This window comes from Streptomyces sp. NPDC029152 (assembly GCF_055564355.1).
Window position 1 is genome coordinate 266,894 of the sequence record NZ_JBVHWR010000007.1, and the last position, 14,075, is coordinate 280,968.

Annotated in this window: 16 protein-coding genes; 12 read left to right on the forward strand and 4 right to left on the reverse strand. The window is 70.8% G+C overall.

The features are described 5' to 3' along the window. Positions 1–363 precede the first annotated feature (363 nt). The 4 genes from ACZ4V6_RS17445 to ACZ4V6_RS17460 all read left to right on the forward strand — a co-directional run bounded on the left by ACZ4V6_RS17445 (position 364) and on the right by ACZ4V6_RS17460 (position 3,673). Positions 364–1,317, forward strand: coding sequence for a heme o synthase (locus ACZ4V6_RS17445; RefSeq protein WP_467827915.1), 954 nt, complete (start codon positions 364–366; stop codon positions 1,315–1,317). Positions 1,318–1,411: 94 nt separating this feature from the next. Further along, positions 1,412–1,744 (forward strand): hypothetical protein, encoded by a 333-nt coding sequence (locus ACZ4V6_RS17450; protein WP_467827917.1) that lies wholly within the window; start codon positions 1,412–1,414, stop codon positions 1,742–1,744. A 66-nt stretch (positions 1,745–1,810) separates the two neighbouring features. Then, on the forward strand, positions 1,811–2,917 hold the full coding sequence (locus tag ACZ4V6_RS17455; RefSeq protein WP_467827920.1) for an amidohydrolase family protein: 1,107 nt from the start codon (positions 1,811–1,813) through the stop codon (positions 2,915–2,917). Positions 2,918–2,935: 18 nt separating this feature from the next. Then, a complete protein-coding gene (locus ACZ4V6_RS17460) occupies positions 2,936–3,673 on the forward strand; it encodes a nucleotidyltransferase (RefSeq protein ID WP_467827923.1) in 738 nt (245 codons plus the stop codon). Here ACZ4V6_RS17460 and ACZ4V6_RS17465 read toward each other — a convergent pair. The 4 genes from ACZ4V6_RS17465 to ACZ4V6_RS17480 form a co-directional block, all read right to left on the reverse strand. Continuing rightward, positions 3,628–4,650, reverse strand: coding sequence for a COX15/CtaA family protein (locus ACZ4V6_RS17465; protein WP_467827926.1), 1,023 nt, complete (start codon positions 4,648–4,650; stop codon positions 3,628–3,630). The two genes, ACZ4V6_RS17460 and ACZ4V6_RS17465, sit on opposite strands and share 46 nt — an antisense overlap. Before the next feature lie 63 nt (positions 4,651–4,713). Continuing rightward, the gene (locus ACZ4V6_RS17470; protein WP_467827928.1) at positions 4,714–5,493 is read right to left on the reverse strand and encodes an ABC transporter permease; all 780 of its coding nucleotides are present in this window, start codon (positions 5,491–5,493) and stop codon (positions 4,714–4,716) included. A gap of 88 nt (positions 5,494–5,581) precedes the next feature. Next, complete coding sequence (locus ACZ4V6_RS17475; protein WP_467827931.1) at positions 5,582–6,505, reverse strand: ABC transporter ATP-binding protein; 924 nt, start codon at positions 6,503–6,505, stop codon at positions 5,582–5,584. 31 nt (positions 6,506–6,536) lie between these two features. Continuing rightward, the gene (locus tag ACZ4V6_RS17480; RefSeq protein WP_467827934.1) at positions 6,537–7,349 is read right to left on the reverse strand and encodes an AAC(3) family N-acetyltransferase; all 813 of its coding nucleotides are present in this window, start codon (positions 7,347–7,349) and stop codon (positions 6,537–6,539) included. Between the two features lie 160 nt (positions 7,350–7,509). Between ACZ4V6_RS17480 and ACZ4V6_RS17485 the strand changes: the two genes are divergently transcribed. Genes ACZ4V6_RS17485 through ACZ4V6_RS17520 form a run of 8 tightly spaced genes read left to right on the forward strand, consistent with a single transcriptional unit; the run spans position 7,510 to position 14,062 of the window. After that, positions 7,510–8,241 (forward strand): helix-turn-helix transcriptional regulator, encoded by a 732-nt coding sequence (locus ACZ4V6_RS17485; protein WP_467827937.1) that lies wholly within the window; start codon positions 7,510–7,512, stop codon positions 8,239–8,241. Beyond that, a complete protein-coding gene (gene sufB / locus ACZ4V6_RS17490) occupies positions 8,238–9,659 on the forward strand; it encodes a Fe-S cluster assembly protein SufB (protein WP_467827940.1) in 1,422 nt (473 codons plus the stop codon). Before ACZ4V6_RS17485 ends, sufB begins: the two co-directional genes overlap by 4 nt. Before the next feature lie 56 nt (positions 9,660–9,715). Further along, complete coding sequence (sufD, locus tag ACZ4V6_RS17495) at positions 9,716–10,906, forward strand: Fe-S cluster assembly protein SufD (protein WP_467827943.1); 1,191 nt, start codon at positions 9,716–9,718, stop codon at positions 10,904–10,906. Beyond that, positions 10,903–11,220, forward strand: coding sequence for a non-heme iron oxygenase ferredoxin subunit (locus ACZ4V6_RS17500; protein WP_351140629.1), 318 nt, complete (start codon positions 10,903–10,905; stop codon positions 11,218–11,220). Before sufD ends, ACZ4V6_RS17500 begins: the two co-directional genes overlap by 4 nt. A gap of 7 nt (positions 11,221–11,227) precedes the next feature. Further along, complete coding sequence (sufC, locus tag ACZ4V6_RS17505) at positions 11,228–11,992, forward strand: Fe-S cluster assembly ATPase SufC (protein WP_403189474.1); 765 nt, start codon at positions 11,228–11,230, stop codon at positions 11,990–11,992. Then, complete coding sequence (locus ACZ4V6_RS17510; RefSeq protein WP_467827947.1) at positions 11,989–13,245, forward strand: cysteine desulfurase; 1,257 nt, start codon at positions 11,989–11,991, stop codon at positions 13,243–13,245. The genes sufC and ACZ4V6_RS17510 overlap by 4 nt, the downstream gene beginning before the upstream one ends. Positions 13,246–13,262: 17 nt before the next feature. Then, positions 13,263–13,733: a Fe-S cluster assembly sulfur transfer protein SufU gene (gene sufU, locus ACZ4V6_RS17515; protein ID WP_467827950.1), complete on the forward strand. Its 471-nt coding sequence runs from the start codon at positions 13,263–13,265 to the stop codon at positions 13,731–13,733. Next, on the forward strand, positions 13,730–14,062 hold the full coding sequence (locus tag ACZ4V6_RS17520) for a metal-sulfur cluster assembly factor (RefSeq protein ID WP_030403776.1): 333 nt from the start codon (positions 13,730–13,732) through the stop codon (positions 14,060–14,062). The genes sufU and ACZ4V6_RS17520 overlap by 4 nt, the downstream gene beginning before the upstream one ends. The last annotated feature ends 13 nt before the right edge of the window (positions 14,063–14,075 follow it).

Sequence of the window (14,075 nt, forward strand, 5' to 3'; positions counted from 1 at the left end):
GGCTCCTCTCCACATGATCGGATGCCGGTGCACGTGGCGCCCACCGGCTGCCGGCGCCTTCGTGCGTCGGCCGGCCGCTGTCGAGCCTACCCCCGTAAGTACGTGCGTTTTTCCGTTGGAAACCAGACTGCCGGGACTCTCACGGGTCCGCCTGCCGACTGGCCGAAACCGCATTCGGCAAGTGAATGCGCGGCCGCTCATCTGACCGCTCGATCGATCCTCCGCATGCACGTCGGAGCGCCCTCCACAACACGAACGCACCCCCGCGAATGCCGGGGTCTGGGCAACGTCTAAAGTGGCGTGGTACGCGCGAGCCTTTACCGCCGCTTCACGGGGCGGGCTCGCTGGGAGTCTCTGTCAGGGGTGTGCGTGACGGCCGTTGAATCCCGTCCTGCGGGGGTAATCGGGACGAGCCAGAGCCCGAGTCACCGGCCGTTCGGGGCCCGTGTCAAGGCGTTCGTGGCGCTGACCAAGCCGCGGATCATCGAGCTTCTGCTGATCACCACCGTTCCGGTGATGTTCCTGGCCGAGCAGGGCGTGCCGAACCTGCGGCTGGTGCTGCTCACCTGCGTCGGCGGTTACCTGTCCGCGGGCGGCGCCAACGCGCTGAACATGTACATCGACCGCGACATCGACGCGCTGATGGACCGCACCTCGCAGCGCCCGCTGGTCACCGGCATGGTCAGCCCGCGCGAGTGCCTCGCCTTCGGCATCACCCTCGCGGTGGTCTCGACGCTGCTGTTCGGCCTCACCGTCAACTGGCTGTCGGCGTGGCTGTCGCTGGGCGCGCTCCTGTTCTACGTCGTGGTCTACACGATGATCCTCAAGCGCCGCACCTCGCAGAACATCGTCTGGGGCGGCATCGCGGGCTGTCTGCCGGTGCTGATCGGCTGGTCCGCCGTGACCAACTCGATGTCGTGGGCGCCGGTCATCCTCTTCCTGGTCATGTTCTTCTGGACGCCGCCGCACTACTGGCCGCTGTCCATGAAGGTCAAGGAGGACTACGCCCGCGTCGGCGTCCCGATGCTGCCCGTCATCGCCTCCAACAAGGTCGTCGCCCGGCAGATCGTGATCTACAGCTGGGTCATGGTCGCGGTGTCCCTGCTGCTGACCCCGCTGGGCTACACCGGCTGGTTCTACACGGCCGTCGCCCTGCTGGCCGGCGGCATGTGGCTGTGGGAGGCCCACGGGCTGCAGAACCGGGCCAAGGCCGAGGTCACGGGCGCCAAGCTCAAGGAGATGCGGCTGTTCCACTGGTCCATCACCTATGTGTCGGTGCTGTTCCTGGCGATCGCGGTGGACCCCTTCCTGCGCTGACGCCTCACCGGTCCGGACGACGGGCGGGGTGCGTGGTCAAGGCCACGCACCCCGCCCGTCGCCGTTCGGTCTACCCGTCGGTAGCATCCTGGGCATGGCAGACACGCAGCAGGTTGACGCGAAGGCCGAGCGCCGGGTGACCCGGCTGGCCCGGCGGATCGACTCCTTCTCCAAGGCGCACGGCGGAGCCGAGGGCCAGGTGGCCCACCTCGGCGAGCGCGGCGCCCGCATCGTCCTCGTCGGCGGGGACGGCGGCTGGGGCGACCTGGTCGCCCCCTCCTGCGAGATCGCGCGGAAGGCCGTGGAGAAGTCCGGGATCACCGTCCACGAGGACTTCGACGGCGAGTTCGCGGCCAAGGTCACGACCGGCCCGTACGAGTGGTCGCGCATGGCGGGCATCCAGGTCGGCGGGCCGAGCAACACCTGACGCCGGGTTCACCCGTTAGGACCGTAGGAAGCCGCACAGCGCACGGTCCCGACGCGGGGAGTCCGGATGATCGAAACGCCGTCCCTGGTGGACCAGTACTGCCACGGCGTACTGAGGACGGAGCTGGGCCTCGGCACCTTCGAGGCCCAGCTGGCCCGCACCGAGGGACCGCCCGCGCCGGGCACCACCCTCTTCGACACCCAGACCGGCTTCGCGGTGCGCCGCTGGTGCCCGCCCCTGCTCGGCCTGGAACCGCACTGCGCGCCCGCCCGCTACCTCGCCCGTCGCCGTGAGCTCGGCGTCCTGGAGGCGGACCGCAGGCTGCTGCGCGGCAGCGGCATCACCACGTACCTGGTCGACGCGGACCTGCCCGGTGACCTCACCGGTCCCGCCGAGCTGGCCGGCGCGGCGGGCGCCGACGCCCACGAGATCGTGCGCCTGGAGCCGCTGGCCGAGCAGGTCGCCGACACCTCCGGCACCGTCGAGTCCTTCCTCGCCAACCTCGCCGAGGCCGTCCACGGCGCCGCCGCGCACGCGGTCGCCTTCACCTCGGTCGCCGGTGCGCGCCACGGTCTGGCGCTCGCCCCGGAGCCGCCGGGACCCGGCGAGGTGCGCGGCGCCGCCGCCCGCTGGCTGGCCGGGCGCGAGGTGGGCGGTGAGCTGAGCGACCCCGTCCTGCTGCGCCACCTGCTGTGGACCGCCGTCGATTCCGGGCTGCCGCTCCAGCTGCACGCGGGGCTCGGCGAACCGGGCCTGCGCGTCGACCGCACCGACCCCGCGCTGCTGACCGGCTTCGTGCGGGCCACCGCCGGCCTCGGCACCGACCTGGTCCTGCTGCACGGCTACCCGTACCACCGCCACGCCGCCCACCTCGCCGGAGCCTTCCCGCACGTCTACGCCGACTCCGGCGCCGCCCTGGTGCGCACCGGCGCCCGTGCCGCGACCGTGCTCGCGGAGACCCTGGAGCTGGCCCCCTTCGGCAAGATCCTGTTCTCCAGCGGCGCCCAGGGCCTGCCCGAGCTGCACGTCGTGGGCGCCCGCCTGTTCCGCGAGGCCCTCGACCGGGTGCTCGGCACCTGGGTGGCCGAAGGCGCGTGGGCGCGGGCGGACGCACAGCGGGTGGCCGGGATGATCGCGTCGGGCAACGCGCACCGGGTGTACGGGCTGGAGTGAGCCGGACATACTGATCCGATGTTGACCGACGCGCTGATCGACCGCTTACTCACCGGCCTGATGCCCCTCGGCCCGCTCGCCGTCTGGGCCCACGGCTCACTGGGCGGGGGCGACTACCAGGAGGGCCGCAGCGACCTCGACCTGATCGCCGTCCTGCCCCGGCCGGCCACGGCCCGCACGGCCTGGCGGCTGGGGCTGCTCCACGCCCGCCTGCGCGACCGGCCCCTGGCCGGGCAGCTGCACTGCACCTATCTGTCGCCCGGCACCGCCGCGGACCCCGAGCAGCGGCACCTGACCTGGGCCCACCGGCAGCTGTTCAGACGGACGGTCACCCCGGTCACCCGGCGGGAGCTGCACAGCTTCGGGCGCGTCCTGTACGGCGAGTCGCCGGATCTCCTGCTGCCGCCGGTGCCGGACGCGGAACTGGCCGGGCACGTCCTCCGCGACCAGCGGGACTACTGGCGGCCGGCCCTGCGCAAGGCGGAGCTGTGGCGGGAGGACGTCTGGGTCGACCTGGGCCTGCTCACCTTCGCCCGCGCCACCGTCACGCTGCGGGACGGCCGCCTGATCACCAAGCGGGAGGCCCTGGACGAGCTGCCCGGCCTCGGCGCGCCCGGCGAGGTCGTCGAGGACATCGCGCGGCGGCGCTACGGGACCCCCGCGCCGCCCGCGACGGAGTGGACCGCCCGCCGAGCCGAGCTGACCCGGGGCTACCTCGGGCCGGCCATCGACGCGTTGGTGGCCGCGTACTCCTGAACCGGCAGCCCGGGCGCCGCGTCCTCGGGGCGTTCGCGCAGCGACAGCAGCACCCGCAGCACCCCGATCCACACCAGGCACGAGCCGAACATGTGCAGGCCGACCAGGACCTCGGGAAGGTCGGTGAAGTACTGCACGTAGCCGATGACGCCCTGGGCGAGCAGGATCAGGAACAGGTCGCGGGTGCGGGCCAGCGGTCCCTCGGGCGCGTCGACCGCCTTCAGCACGAACCACAGCGCGAACGTCAGCGTCACCACGATCCACGCCAGAACGGCGTGACCCTTGCTGATCGTCTCCCAGTCGACCGGCATCCGCGGGACGTCGCTGGAGTCGCCCGCGTGCGGGCCCGCGCCGGTGACCACCGTGCCGACCAGGATCAGCAGCGCGGAGACGACGACCATCACCCACACCAGCTGCTGCACGGACCTGCCGACCAGCGGGCGCGGTGCCGTGTCGCCCTCCCGGGTGCGCTGCCACATCACCGTGGCCAGGGTGATCAGTGCCGTCGTGGCGACGAAGTGGGCCGCGACGGTGTACGGGTTGAGACCGACGAGCACGACGATCCCGCCGAGGACGGCGTTGCTCATCACGACCCAGAACTGCGCCCACCCCAGCAGGAGGAGGCTGCGCCGGCGCGGCTTCTGCGAGCGGGCGGCGATGATCGCCCAGCCGACCGCGGCGCACAGCACGTAGGTCAGCATGCGGTTGCCGAACTCGATGACGCCGTGGAAGCCCATCTCGCTCGTGGTGGTGAGCGAGTCGTCGGTGCACTTGGGCCAGGTCGGGCAGCCGAGCCCGGAGCCGGTGAGCCGGACGGCGCCACCGGTGATGACGATGATCACCGACATCACGAGAGGTGCGAGGGCCGCCCGCTGGACCGTCCGGGGCTCCGGGGTCCAGCGCGCGGCGATGAAGGCGAGCGGGTTGCGCATCGCGGCTGCGGCGTCGGCGCGGGTCACGTTTGGCACGCCGTCCATCGTAGGCGGCCGCTTGTGCACGCGTTCACGAGGGTCGCCCATCGGGCGCACCCCTCCTCCCGGTCACTCCCACCGGAAGAACCTCCCGGCGGCCGCGAGCCCCACGACCGCCCACACGGCGAGGATCCCGAGGTCGCCCCACGGCATCCCGGCCCCGTGCTGCAGCACGTCCCGCAGCCCGTCCGACAGGGCGGAGACCGGCAGCAGGCCGAGCACGTCCCGCGCCGCGTCCGGGAACTTGTCCAGCGGCACGATCACCCCGCCGCCCACCAGCAGCAGCAGGAAGACCAGGTTGGCGGCGGCGAGCGTGGCCTCCGCCTTGAGCGTGCCCGCCATGAGCAGCCCGAGCCCGGAGAAGGCCGCCGTGCCGAGCACCATGAGCACCAGCACGGCGAACGGGCTGCCGTGCGGCGACCAGCCCAGCGCGAAGGCGATCACGGTCAGCAGGACCACCTGGAGGACCTCGGTGACCAGCACGGACACCGTCTTCGCGGTCATCAGGCCCCAGCGCGGCAGCGGGGAGGCGGCGAGCCGCTTCAGCACCCCGTAGCGGCGCTCGAAGCCGGTGGCGATGGCCTGCCCGGTGAACGCCGTCGACAGCACGGCCAGCGCCAGGACGCCGGGAGCGAGGAAGTCCACGGCCTCGCCCTCGCCGGTGTCGACGATGTCGACCGAGCTGAACAGCACCAGCAGCAGCGTCGGGATGATCACCGTCAGCAGCAGCTGCTCGCCGTTGCGCAGCAGCATCTTCGTCTCGAGCGCGGCCTGCGTCGCGATCATGCGGCCGAGCGGCGCGGCGCCGGGCCGGGGGGTGTAGGTGCCCGTGGGCGTGGTCGTCGTCATGCGCGCGGTTCCTTGCCCGTGAGCTCCAGGCTGTGTCTTCCCGGGGGGCGACCCCGGGACCCCCGGCCGATCTCGGTCCCGAACGGAATCATGCCCGCAACTCCTTGCCCGTCAGCTCCAGAAAGACGTCCTCCAGGGTGTGCCGCTCCACCGAGATGCGGTCCGGCATCACCCCGTGCTGGGCGCACCAGGAGGTCACCGTGGCCAGCAGTTGCGGGTCGACCTTGCCGACGACGCGGTAGGAGCCCGGGGTCAGCTCGGCGGCGGAGGAGTCCGCGGGGAGGGCCTTGAGCAGCGAGGCCACGTCGAGCCCGGGACGGCCGGTGAAGCGCAGCGTGTTCTCGGCACCGCCGCGGCACAGCTCCTCGGGCGCGCCCTGGGCGACGACCCGGCCGGCGTCGATGATCGCCACGTCGTCGGCCAGCTGCTCGGCCTCGTCCATGTAGTGCGTGGTGAGGATCACCGAGACGCCGTCGGCGCGCAGGTCCCGCACGAGGTCCCAGGTGGCGCGGCGGGCCTGCGGGTCGAGGCCCGCGGTCGGCTCGTCCAGGAACACCAGCTCGGGGCGGCCGACCACGGCCATCGCGAGCGCGAGCCGCTGCTGCTGGCCTCCGGAGAGCCTGCGGTACGTCGTCCGGCCGCAGGAGCCCAGCCCCAGCCGCTCGATCAGGGCGCCGACGTCCAGGGGATGGGCGTGCAGCTTCGCGACGTGGCGCAGCATCTCGTCCGCGCGGGCGCCGGAGTAGACGCCGCCGGACTGGAGCATCACGCCGATCCGGGGACGCAGCTCGGGACCCTGGCGCACCGGGTCCAGGCCCAGGACGCGCACCGTGCCGGAGTCCGGCCTGCGGTATCCCTCGCAGGTCTCCACGGTGGTCGTCTTGCCGGCCCCGTTGGGGCCGAGTACGGCGGTGACACCCGCCCGGGCCACCAGGTCGAGGCCGTCCACCGCGGTCTTCGTGCCGTACCGCTTCACCAGGGCCTGGACCTGGACCACGGGCTCGCTTCGCATGGGTCACGAGTCTAGGTAGGCCGACGGGGGCTCAGGCGCGGGGGTGCGCGATGTCCTCCGCACGGGGACGGTGCAGCGGCAGCCACCGCTCGGCGTAGGCGACCGCGTCCGCCAGCGGGAACAGCCGTACGTCGGCCGCGCCGACCTTCCCGCGGACGACGGGCCGGTCCCGCTCGAAGTCGTGGCCCAGCTCGTCGAACCGTTCCGAGGTGATCGAGACCTCGGTCACACGCTCCCAGCCCACCGGCCCCGGCCGGCCCACCTCGACCAGCGGGGAGGGGATCCGGTACTCGGCGAGGTGGAAGCCGGTGCAGGCGCCGTAGCCCGCCCCCAGCAGGAGTATCCGCGCGCCCATCCGCTCCAGGGTCGCCAGCGGGCTGCGCTCGCCCAGCCGGCAGTCGGTGGCGTGCCCCGCGACCACCTCGGCGGCGCGCGGGCCGAGGGCCGCGAAGGACGTCTGCGGGTGCGCGCTGCGCAGGGCGCCCGGCCAGGTGCGCACGGTCTCGGGCACCACCCCGACCCCGCGCGAGGGCGTGATCAGCGGGTCGTAGGCGGGCATCGCGGCGCGGACGGCGTCCCACCACTCCTCGGGCACCGGCGGGTCGCTCCACAGGGCCGGGTCGGAGAGGTCGCCGGTCTGGGTGGGGACCACCAGGGTGCCGTCCGGGCCGAGCGCGTCGAGGAGTCCCTGGACGACCGCGACGGGTCCTCCGCAGACCCAGCCGAGCGAGCTGAGGGAGGAGTGCACGAGGAGGACGTCGTCGGTCCGGACACCCAGGTCGCGCAGTCCGGCGGCGATCGTGCCGCGGGTGACGAGTGGGCCGGTCGGAGCGGGTGCGGGCATGCGGGTGAGTCTTGCCGAAGCGGGCCCAGGACGCCACCGTCCTGATCGATCGGAGATCGTTTCCGCAGGTCACGTTAGGTATGCCTAAGTGACGCAGGGCACCTTCCGGCCGTCCGGACGCGGCTTGCCCGCCCTCGAGGAATTACGCAACAATGGCGTTGTGAAAAACGTTGGCGAGGCTCCGCAGGAGGAACTCGCGACCGGTGAGCGGTCCACCCGCAACCGCGTCGCGCGCTCCATCCTGGACCACGGGCCGTCCACCGTCGCCGAGCTCGCCGGGCGCCTGGGCCTGACCCAGGCCGCCGTCCGGCGCCACCTCGACGCCCTGGTCGCCGACGACGTGGTCGAAGCCCGTGAACAGCGGGTCTACGGCACGCGCACGCGCGGGCGCCCGGCCAAGGTCTTCGCGCTCACCGACTGCGGGCGCGACGCCTTCGACCAGTCGTACGACAAGCTCGCCGCGGACGCCCTGCGCTGGATCGCCGAGCAGGAGGGCGGGGAGCAGGCGATCGCCGCCTTCGCCCGGGCCCGGATCGCCGCCCAGGCGGGCGCGTACCGCAAGGCGGTCGAGGGCGTCGCCCCCGAGCAGCGGACACAAGCCCTGGCCAAGGCCCTGAGTGCGGACGGGTACGCTGCTACCGCGCGCAGCGCGCCCCGGCCCCAGCAGGGCGAGCAGCTCTGCCAGCACCACTGCCCGGTCGCCCACGTCGCCGAGCAGTTCCCGCAGCTGTGCGAGGCGGAGACGGAATTTTTCGCCGAGCTGCTCGGTACGCATGTGCAGCGGCTCGCGACCATCGCGCACGGCGACGGCGTCTGCACCACGTACGTCCCCAAGACTTCCAAGACCAACGACAACGCATCCGCAAGCACGGCCGGGAGGAACCCCGCATGACTCTCCCCACGGAGACTGCTCACCCTGAGCTCGAGGGCCTGGGCAAGTACGAGTACGGCTGGGCCGACTCCGACACGGCCGGCGCCTCCGCCAGGCGCGGCATCGACGAGGACGTCGTCCGGGACATCTCCGACAAGAAGTCCGAGCCGGAGTGGATGACCAAGCTCCGCCTCAAGGGCCTGAAGCTGTTCGAGAAGAAGCCCATGCCGAACTGGGGCTCGGACCTGTCGGGCATCGACTTCGACAACATCAAGTACTTCGTGCGCTCCACGGAGAAGCAGGCGGAGTCCTGGGAGGACCTGCCCGAGGACATCAAGAACACGTACGACAAGCTCGGCATCCCCGAGGCGGAGAAGCAGCGCCTCGTCGCCGGTGTCGCGGCCCAGTACGAGTCCGAGGTCGTCTACCACCAGATCCGCGAGGACCTGGAGGAGCAGGGCGTCATCTTCCTCGACACCGACACCGCGCTGAAGGAGCACCCGGAGCTCTTCAAGGAGTACTTCGGCACGGTCATCCCGGCCGGCGACAACAAGTTCGCCGCGCTGAACACCGCCGTGTGGTCCGGCGGCTCCTTCATCTACGTCCCGCCGGGCGTCCACGTCGAGATCCCGCTCCAGGCCTACTTCCGCATCAACACGGAGAACATGGGCCAGTTCGAGCGGACCCTGATCATCGTCGACGAGGGTGCCTACGTGCACTACGTCGAGGGCTGCACGGCTCCGATCTACAAGTCGGACTCCCTGCACAGCGCCGTGGTCGAGATCATCGTCAAGAAGAACGCCCGCTGCCGCTACACGACCATCCAGAACTGGTCGAACAACGTCTACAACCTGGTCACCAAGCGCGCCGTGGCGTACGAGGGCGCGACCATGGAGTGGATCGACGGCAACATCGGCTCCAAGGTGACGATGAAGTACCCGGCCGTCTACCTGATGGGCGAGCACGCCAAGGGCGAGACCCTGTCCATCGCCTTCGCGGGCGAGGGCCAGCACCAGGACGCCGGCGCCAAGATGGTCCACATGGCCCCGAACACGTCCTCCAACATCGTCTCCAAGTCGGTGGCGCGCGGCGGCGGCCGCACCTCCTACCGCGGTCTGATCGAGATCGGCGAGGGCGCCCCGGGCTCCAAGTCCAACGTCCTGTGCGACGCGCTGCTCGTGGACACCATCTCCCGCTCGGACACCTACCCCTACGTGGACGTCCGCGAGGACGACGTGTCCATGGGCCACGAGGCGACCGTCTCCAAGGTCTCCGAGGACCAGCTCTTCTACCTGATGAGCCGCGGCCTGTCCGAGGACGAGGCGATGGCGATGATCGTGCGCGGCTTCGTCGAGCCGATCGCCAAGGAGCTGCCGATGGAGTACGCCCTCGAACTCAACCGGCTGATCGAGCTGCAGATGGAAGGCGCGGTCGGCTGACCCCCGCGCCGTCCCGCAAGCCCCTTACGTAACGGAAAGCGAGCACTACGACAGCCATGGCTGAGGCTCAGAACATCCCGGTGGGCTCGACCACCGCCGGTGCGATCGCGGTGGCCGCCGAGGCCGACTCGACCGTCGCCACGCGCATGAGCGCGCCCCCCTCCTTCGACGTGGCGGACTTCCCGGTCCCGCACGGCCGCGAGGAGGAGTGGCGGTTCACCCCGCTGGAGCGGCTGCGCGGCCTGCACGACGGCACCGCCACCGCCACCGGCGAGGGCGTGAAGATCGCCGTCGAGGCCCCCGAGGGCGTCACCGTCGAGACCGTCGGCCGCGACGACGCGCGGCTCGGCCGCGCGGGCACCCCGGTGGACCGCGTCGCCGCCCAGGCGTACTCCGCCTTCGAGCAGGCCGGCGTGGTCACCGTCCCCAAAGAGACGGTGCTCACCGAGCCGATCCGCATCGCCGTGCACGGCGAGGGCGGGGTCGCCTACGGCCACCAGCTCGTCGAGCTCGGGGCCTTCGCCGAGGCCGTCGTGGTCATCGACCACACCGGTGACGCGGTGCTCGCCGCCAACGTCGACTTCGTGCTCGGCGACGGCGCCAAGCTGACCGTCGTCTCCGTCCAGGACTGGGACGCCAAGGCCGTCCACGTCGGCCAGCACAACGCGCTGGTCGGCCGCGACGCCTCCTTCAAGTCCGTCGTCGTCACCTTCGGCGGCGACGTGGTCCGCCTGCACCCGCGCGTGCAGTACGCCGGCCCCGGCGGCGAGGCCGAGCTGTTCGGCCTGTACTTCACCGACAAGGGCCAGCACCAGGAGCACCGCCTCCTGGTCGACCACAACGTCCCGCACTGCAAGTCGAACGTCGTCTACAAGGGCGCCCTCCAGGGCGACGACGCGCACGCGGTGTGGATCGGCGACGTGCTCATCGAGGCCAAGGCCGAGGGCACCGACACCTACGAGATGAACCGCAACCTCGTCCTCACCGACGGCGCGCGGGTCGACTCCGTGCCGAACCTGGAGATCGAGACCGGCGAGATCGTCGGCGCCGGCCACGCCTCCGCCACCGGCCGCTTCGACGACGAGCAGCTCTTCTACCTGATGGCGCGCGGCATCCCCGAGATCGACGCCCGCCGCCTGGTGGTGCGCGGCTTCTTCGCCGAACTCGTCCAGCAGATCGGTGTCCCGGACATCGAGGAACGCCTCCTCGCCAAGATCGAAGAGGAGCTGGAGGCGTCGGTCGCATGACCTTCGTACGCGTCTGTGGAGCGGACGAGCTGGAGGAGGACACCCCGAAGCGGGTGGAGCTCGACGGCACGCCGATCTCCGTCGTGCGGACCGAGGGCGAGGTCTTCGCGATCCACGACATCTGCTCGCACGCGAACGTCTCGCTGTCCGAGGGCGAGGTCGACGACTGCCACATCGAGTGCTGGCTGCACGGCTCGCGCTTCGACCTCCGCTCGGGCAAGCCCGACAGTCTGCCGGCGACGCGCCCCGTCCCCGTATACCCCGTAAAGATCGAAGGGGACGACGTGCTCGTCTCCCTCACCCAGGAGTCCTGAGGCACCCATGGCAACGCTTGAAATCCGAGACCTGCACGTCACCGTCGAGGCCGACAACGCCACGAAGGAGATCCTCAAGGGCGTCGACCTGACCGTGAAGCAGGGCGAGACGCACGCCATCATGGGCCCCAACGGCTCCGGCAAGTCGACCCTCGCCTACTCCCTCGCGGGTCACCCCAAGTACACGATCACCGGCGGCACCGTCACCCTCGACGGCGAGGACGTCCTGGAGATGTCCGTCGACGAGCGCGCCCGCGCCGGCCTGTTCCTCGCCATGCAGTACCCGGTCGAGGTCCCCGGCGTCTCGGTCTCCAACTTCCTGCGCACCTCCGCCACCGCCGTCCGCGGCGAGGCCCCGAAGCTGCGCACCTGGGTGAAGGAGGTCAAGGAGGCCATGCAGCGTCTCAACATGGACCCCGCCTTCGCCGAGCGCAACGTGAACGAGGGCTTCTCCGGCGGTGAGAAGAAGCGCCACGAGATCCTCCAGCTCGAGCTGCTCAAGCCGAAGGTCGCGATCCTCGACGAGACCGACTCCGGCCTGGACGTCGACGCCCTGCGCGTCGTCTCCGAGGGCGTCAACCGCGTCCGCGAGACCGGTGAGGTCGGCACCCTGCTGATCACCCACTACACGCGCATCCTGCGCTACATCAAGCCCGACCACGTCCACGTCTTCTCGGCCGGCCGCATCGTCGAGTCCGGCGGCGCCGAGCTCGCCGACAAGCTGGAGGAAGAGGGCTACGAGGCATACACGAAGGGTGGCGCATCCGCGTGACACAGCTGCCGGGCCTCCTCGACACCGAGGCGATCCGCAAGGACTTCCCGATCCTGGACCGCGTGATCCACGACGGGAGGAAGCTCGTCTACCTCGACAACGCCGCGACCTCGCAGACCCCGCGCCAGGTCATCGACGTGCTCGACGAGTACTACGAGCAGCACAACGCCAACGTCCACCGTGGCGTGCACGTCCTCGCCGAGGAGGCCACGGCACTGTACGAGGGTGCGCGGGACAAGGTCGCGGAGTTCATCAACGCGCCCTCCCGCGACGAGGTGATCTTCACCAAGAACGCCTCGGAGTCCCTCAACCTCGTGGCGAACATGCTGGGCTGGGCCGACGAGCCCTACCGAGTGGACCACGAGACCGAGATCGTCATCACGGAGATGGAGCACCACTCCAACATCGTGCCGTGGCAGCTGCTCGCGCAGCGCACGGGCGCGAAGCTCCGCTGGTTCGGTCTCACGGACGACGGCCGCCTGGACCTGTCGAACATCGACGAGGTCATCACGGAGAAGACCAAGATCGTCTCCTTCGTGCTGGTCTCCAACATCCTGGGCACCCAGAACCCGGTCGAGGCGATCGTGCGCCGCGCCCAGGAGGTCGGGGCGCTGGTGTGCGTCGACGCCTCCCAGGCCGCACCGCACATGCCGCTAGACGTGCAGGCCCTCCAGGCCGACTTCGTGGCCTTCACCGGTCACAAGATGTGCGGCCCGACCGGCATCGGCGTCCTGTGGGGCCGCCAGGAACTGCTGGAGGACCTCCCGCCGTTCCTCGGCGGCGGCGAGATGATCGAGACCGTCTCGATGCACTCGTCGACGTACGCCCCGGCGCCGCACAAGTTCGAGGCGGGCACGCCCCCGATCGCGCAGGCGGTCGGTCTCGGCGCGGCGATCGACTACCTCAACTCGATCGGCATGGACAAGATCCTCGCCCACGAGCACGCGCTGACCGAGTACGCGGTCAAGCGGCTGCTGGAGGTCCCCGACCTGCGCATCATCGGCCCCACCACGGCCGAGGAGCGCGGCGCCGCGATCTCCTTCACCCTGGGTGACATCCACCCGCACGACGTGGGCCAGGTCCTGGACGAGCAGGGCATCGCGGTCCGGGTCGGCCACCACTGCGCGCGGCCGGTCTGCCTGCGGTACGGAATTCCTGCGACCACGCGGGCGTCGTTCTATCTGTACTCCACGCCGGCCGAGATCGACGCGCTGGTCGACGGCCTGGAGCACGTACGGAACTTCTTCGGCTGACGGGACGAGCGAATCGCATGAAGATGGACTCCATGTACCAGGAAGTCATCCTGGACCACTACAAGAACCCGCACGGGCGTGGTCTGAGGGATGGCGACGCCGAGGTGCACCACGTCAACCCGACGTGCGGTGACGAGATCACACTGCGCGTGAAGTACGACGGCACGACGATCAGCGACGTCTCGTACGAGGGGCAGGGCTGCTCGATCAGCCAGGCCTCCGCCTCCGTGCTGAACGACCTGCTGGTCGGCAAGGACCTCGCCCAGGCGCAGCGGATCCAGGAGACCTTCCTGGAGCTGATGCAGTCCAAGGGGAAGATCGAGCCCGACGACGCCATGGAGGACGTCCTGGAGGACGCGGTCGCGTTCGCCGGGGTGTCGAAGTACCCGGCCCGGGTCAAGTGCGCCCTGCTGAGCTGGATGGCCTGGAAGGACGCGACCGCCCAGGCACTGGACGGAGCCGACGCCGAGAAGGAGACGACGGCATGAGCGAGACCGTGGAGATGAAGCCGGCCTCGGAGGAGGAGCTCCGCGAGGCCCTGATGGACGTCGTCGACCCCGAACTGGGCATCGACGTCGTCAACCTGGGCCTGATCTACGGCATCCACGTCGACGACGCGAACATCGCGACCGTCGACATGACCCTGACGTCGGCGGCCTGCCCGCTGACGGACGTGATCGAGGACCAGGCCAAGTCCGCCACGGACGGTCTCGTCAGCGAGCTGCGCATCAACTGGGTCTGGATGCCGCCGTGGGGTCCGGACAAGATCACGGACGACGGCCGCGAGCAGCTGCGCGCGCTCGGGTTCAACGTCTGAGACCCACCGCTTC

Coding starts and splice junctions, on each gene's coding strand:
- sufC (WP_403189474.1), top strand. CDS start 11,228: ATGGCAACGCTTGAAATCCGAGACCTGCACGTCACCGTCGAGGCCGAC.
- ACZ4V6_RS17460 (WP_467827923.1), top strand. CDS start 2,936: ATGTTGACCGACGCGCTGATCGACCGCTTACTCACCGGCCTGATGCCC.
- ACZ4V6_RS17470 (WP_467827928.1), bottom strand. CDS start 5,493: ATGACGACGACCACGCCCACGGGCACCTACACCCCCCGGCCCGGCGCC.
- sufU (WP_467827950.1), top strand. CDS start 13,263: ATGAAGATGGACTCCATGTACCAGGAAGTCATCCTGGACCACTACAAG.
- sufD (WP_467827943.1), top strand. CDS start 9,716: ATGGCTGAGGCTCAGAACATCCCGGTGGGCTCGACCACCGCCGGTGCG.
- sufB (WP_467827940.1), top strand. CDS start 8,238: ATGACTCTCCCCACGGAGACTGCTCACCCTGAGCTCGAGGGCCTGGGC.
- ACZ4V6_RS17450 (WP_467827917.1), top strand. CDS start 1,412: ATGGCAGACACGCAGCAGGTTGACGCGAAGGCCGAGCGCCGGGTGACC.
- ACZ4V6_RS17475 (WP_467827931.1), bottom strand. CDS start 6,505: ATGCGAAGCGAGCCCGTGGTCCAGGTCCAGGCCCTGGTGAAGCGGTAC.
- ACZ4V6_RS17465 (WP_467827926.1), bottom strand. CDS start 4,650: ATGGACGGCGTGCCAAACGTGACCCGCGCCGACGCCGCAGCCGCGATG.
- ACZ4V6_RS17520 (WP_030403776.1), top strand. CDS start 13,730: ATGAGCGAGACCGTGGAGATGAAGCCGGCCTCGGAGGAGGAGCTCCGC.
- ACZ4V6_RS17455 (WP_467827920.1), top strand. CDS start 1,811: ATGATCGAAACGCCGTCCCTGGTGGACCAGTACTGCCACGGCGTACTG.
- ACZ4V6_RS17500 (WP_351140629.1), top strand. CDS start 10,903: ATGACCTTCGTACGCGTCTGTGGAGCGGACGAGCTGGAGGAGGACACC.
- ACZ4V6_RS17480 (WP_467827934.1), bottom strand. CDS start 7,349: ATGCCCGCACCCGCTCCGACCGGCCCACTCGTCACCCGCGGCACGATC.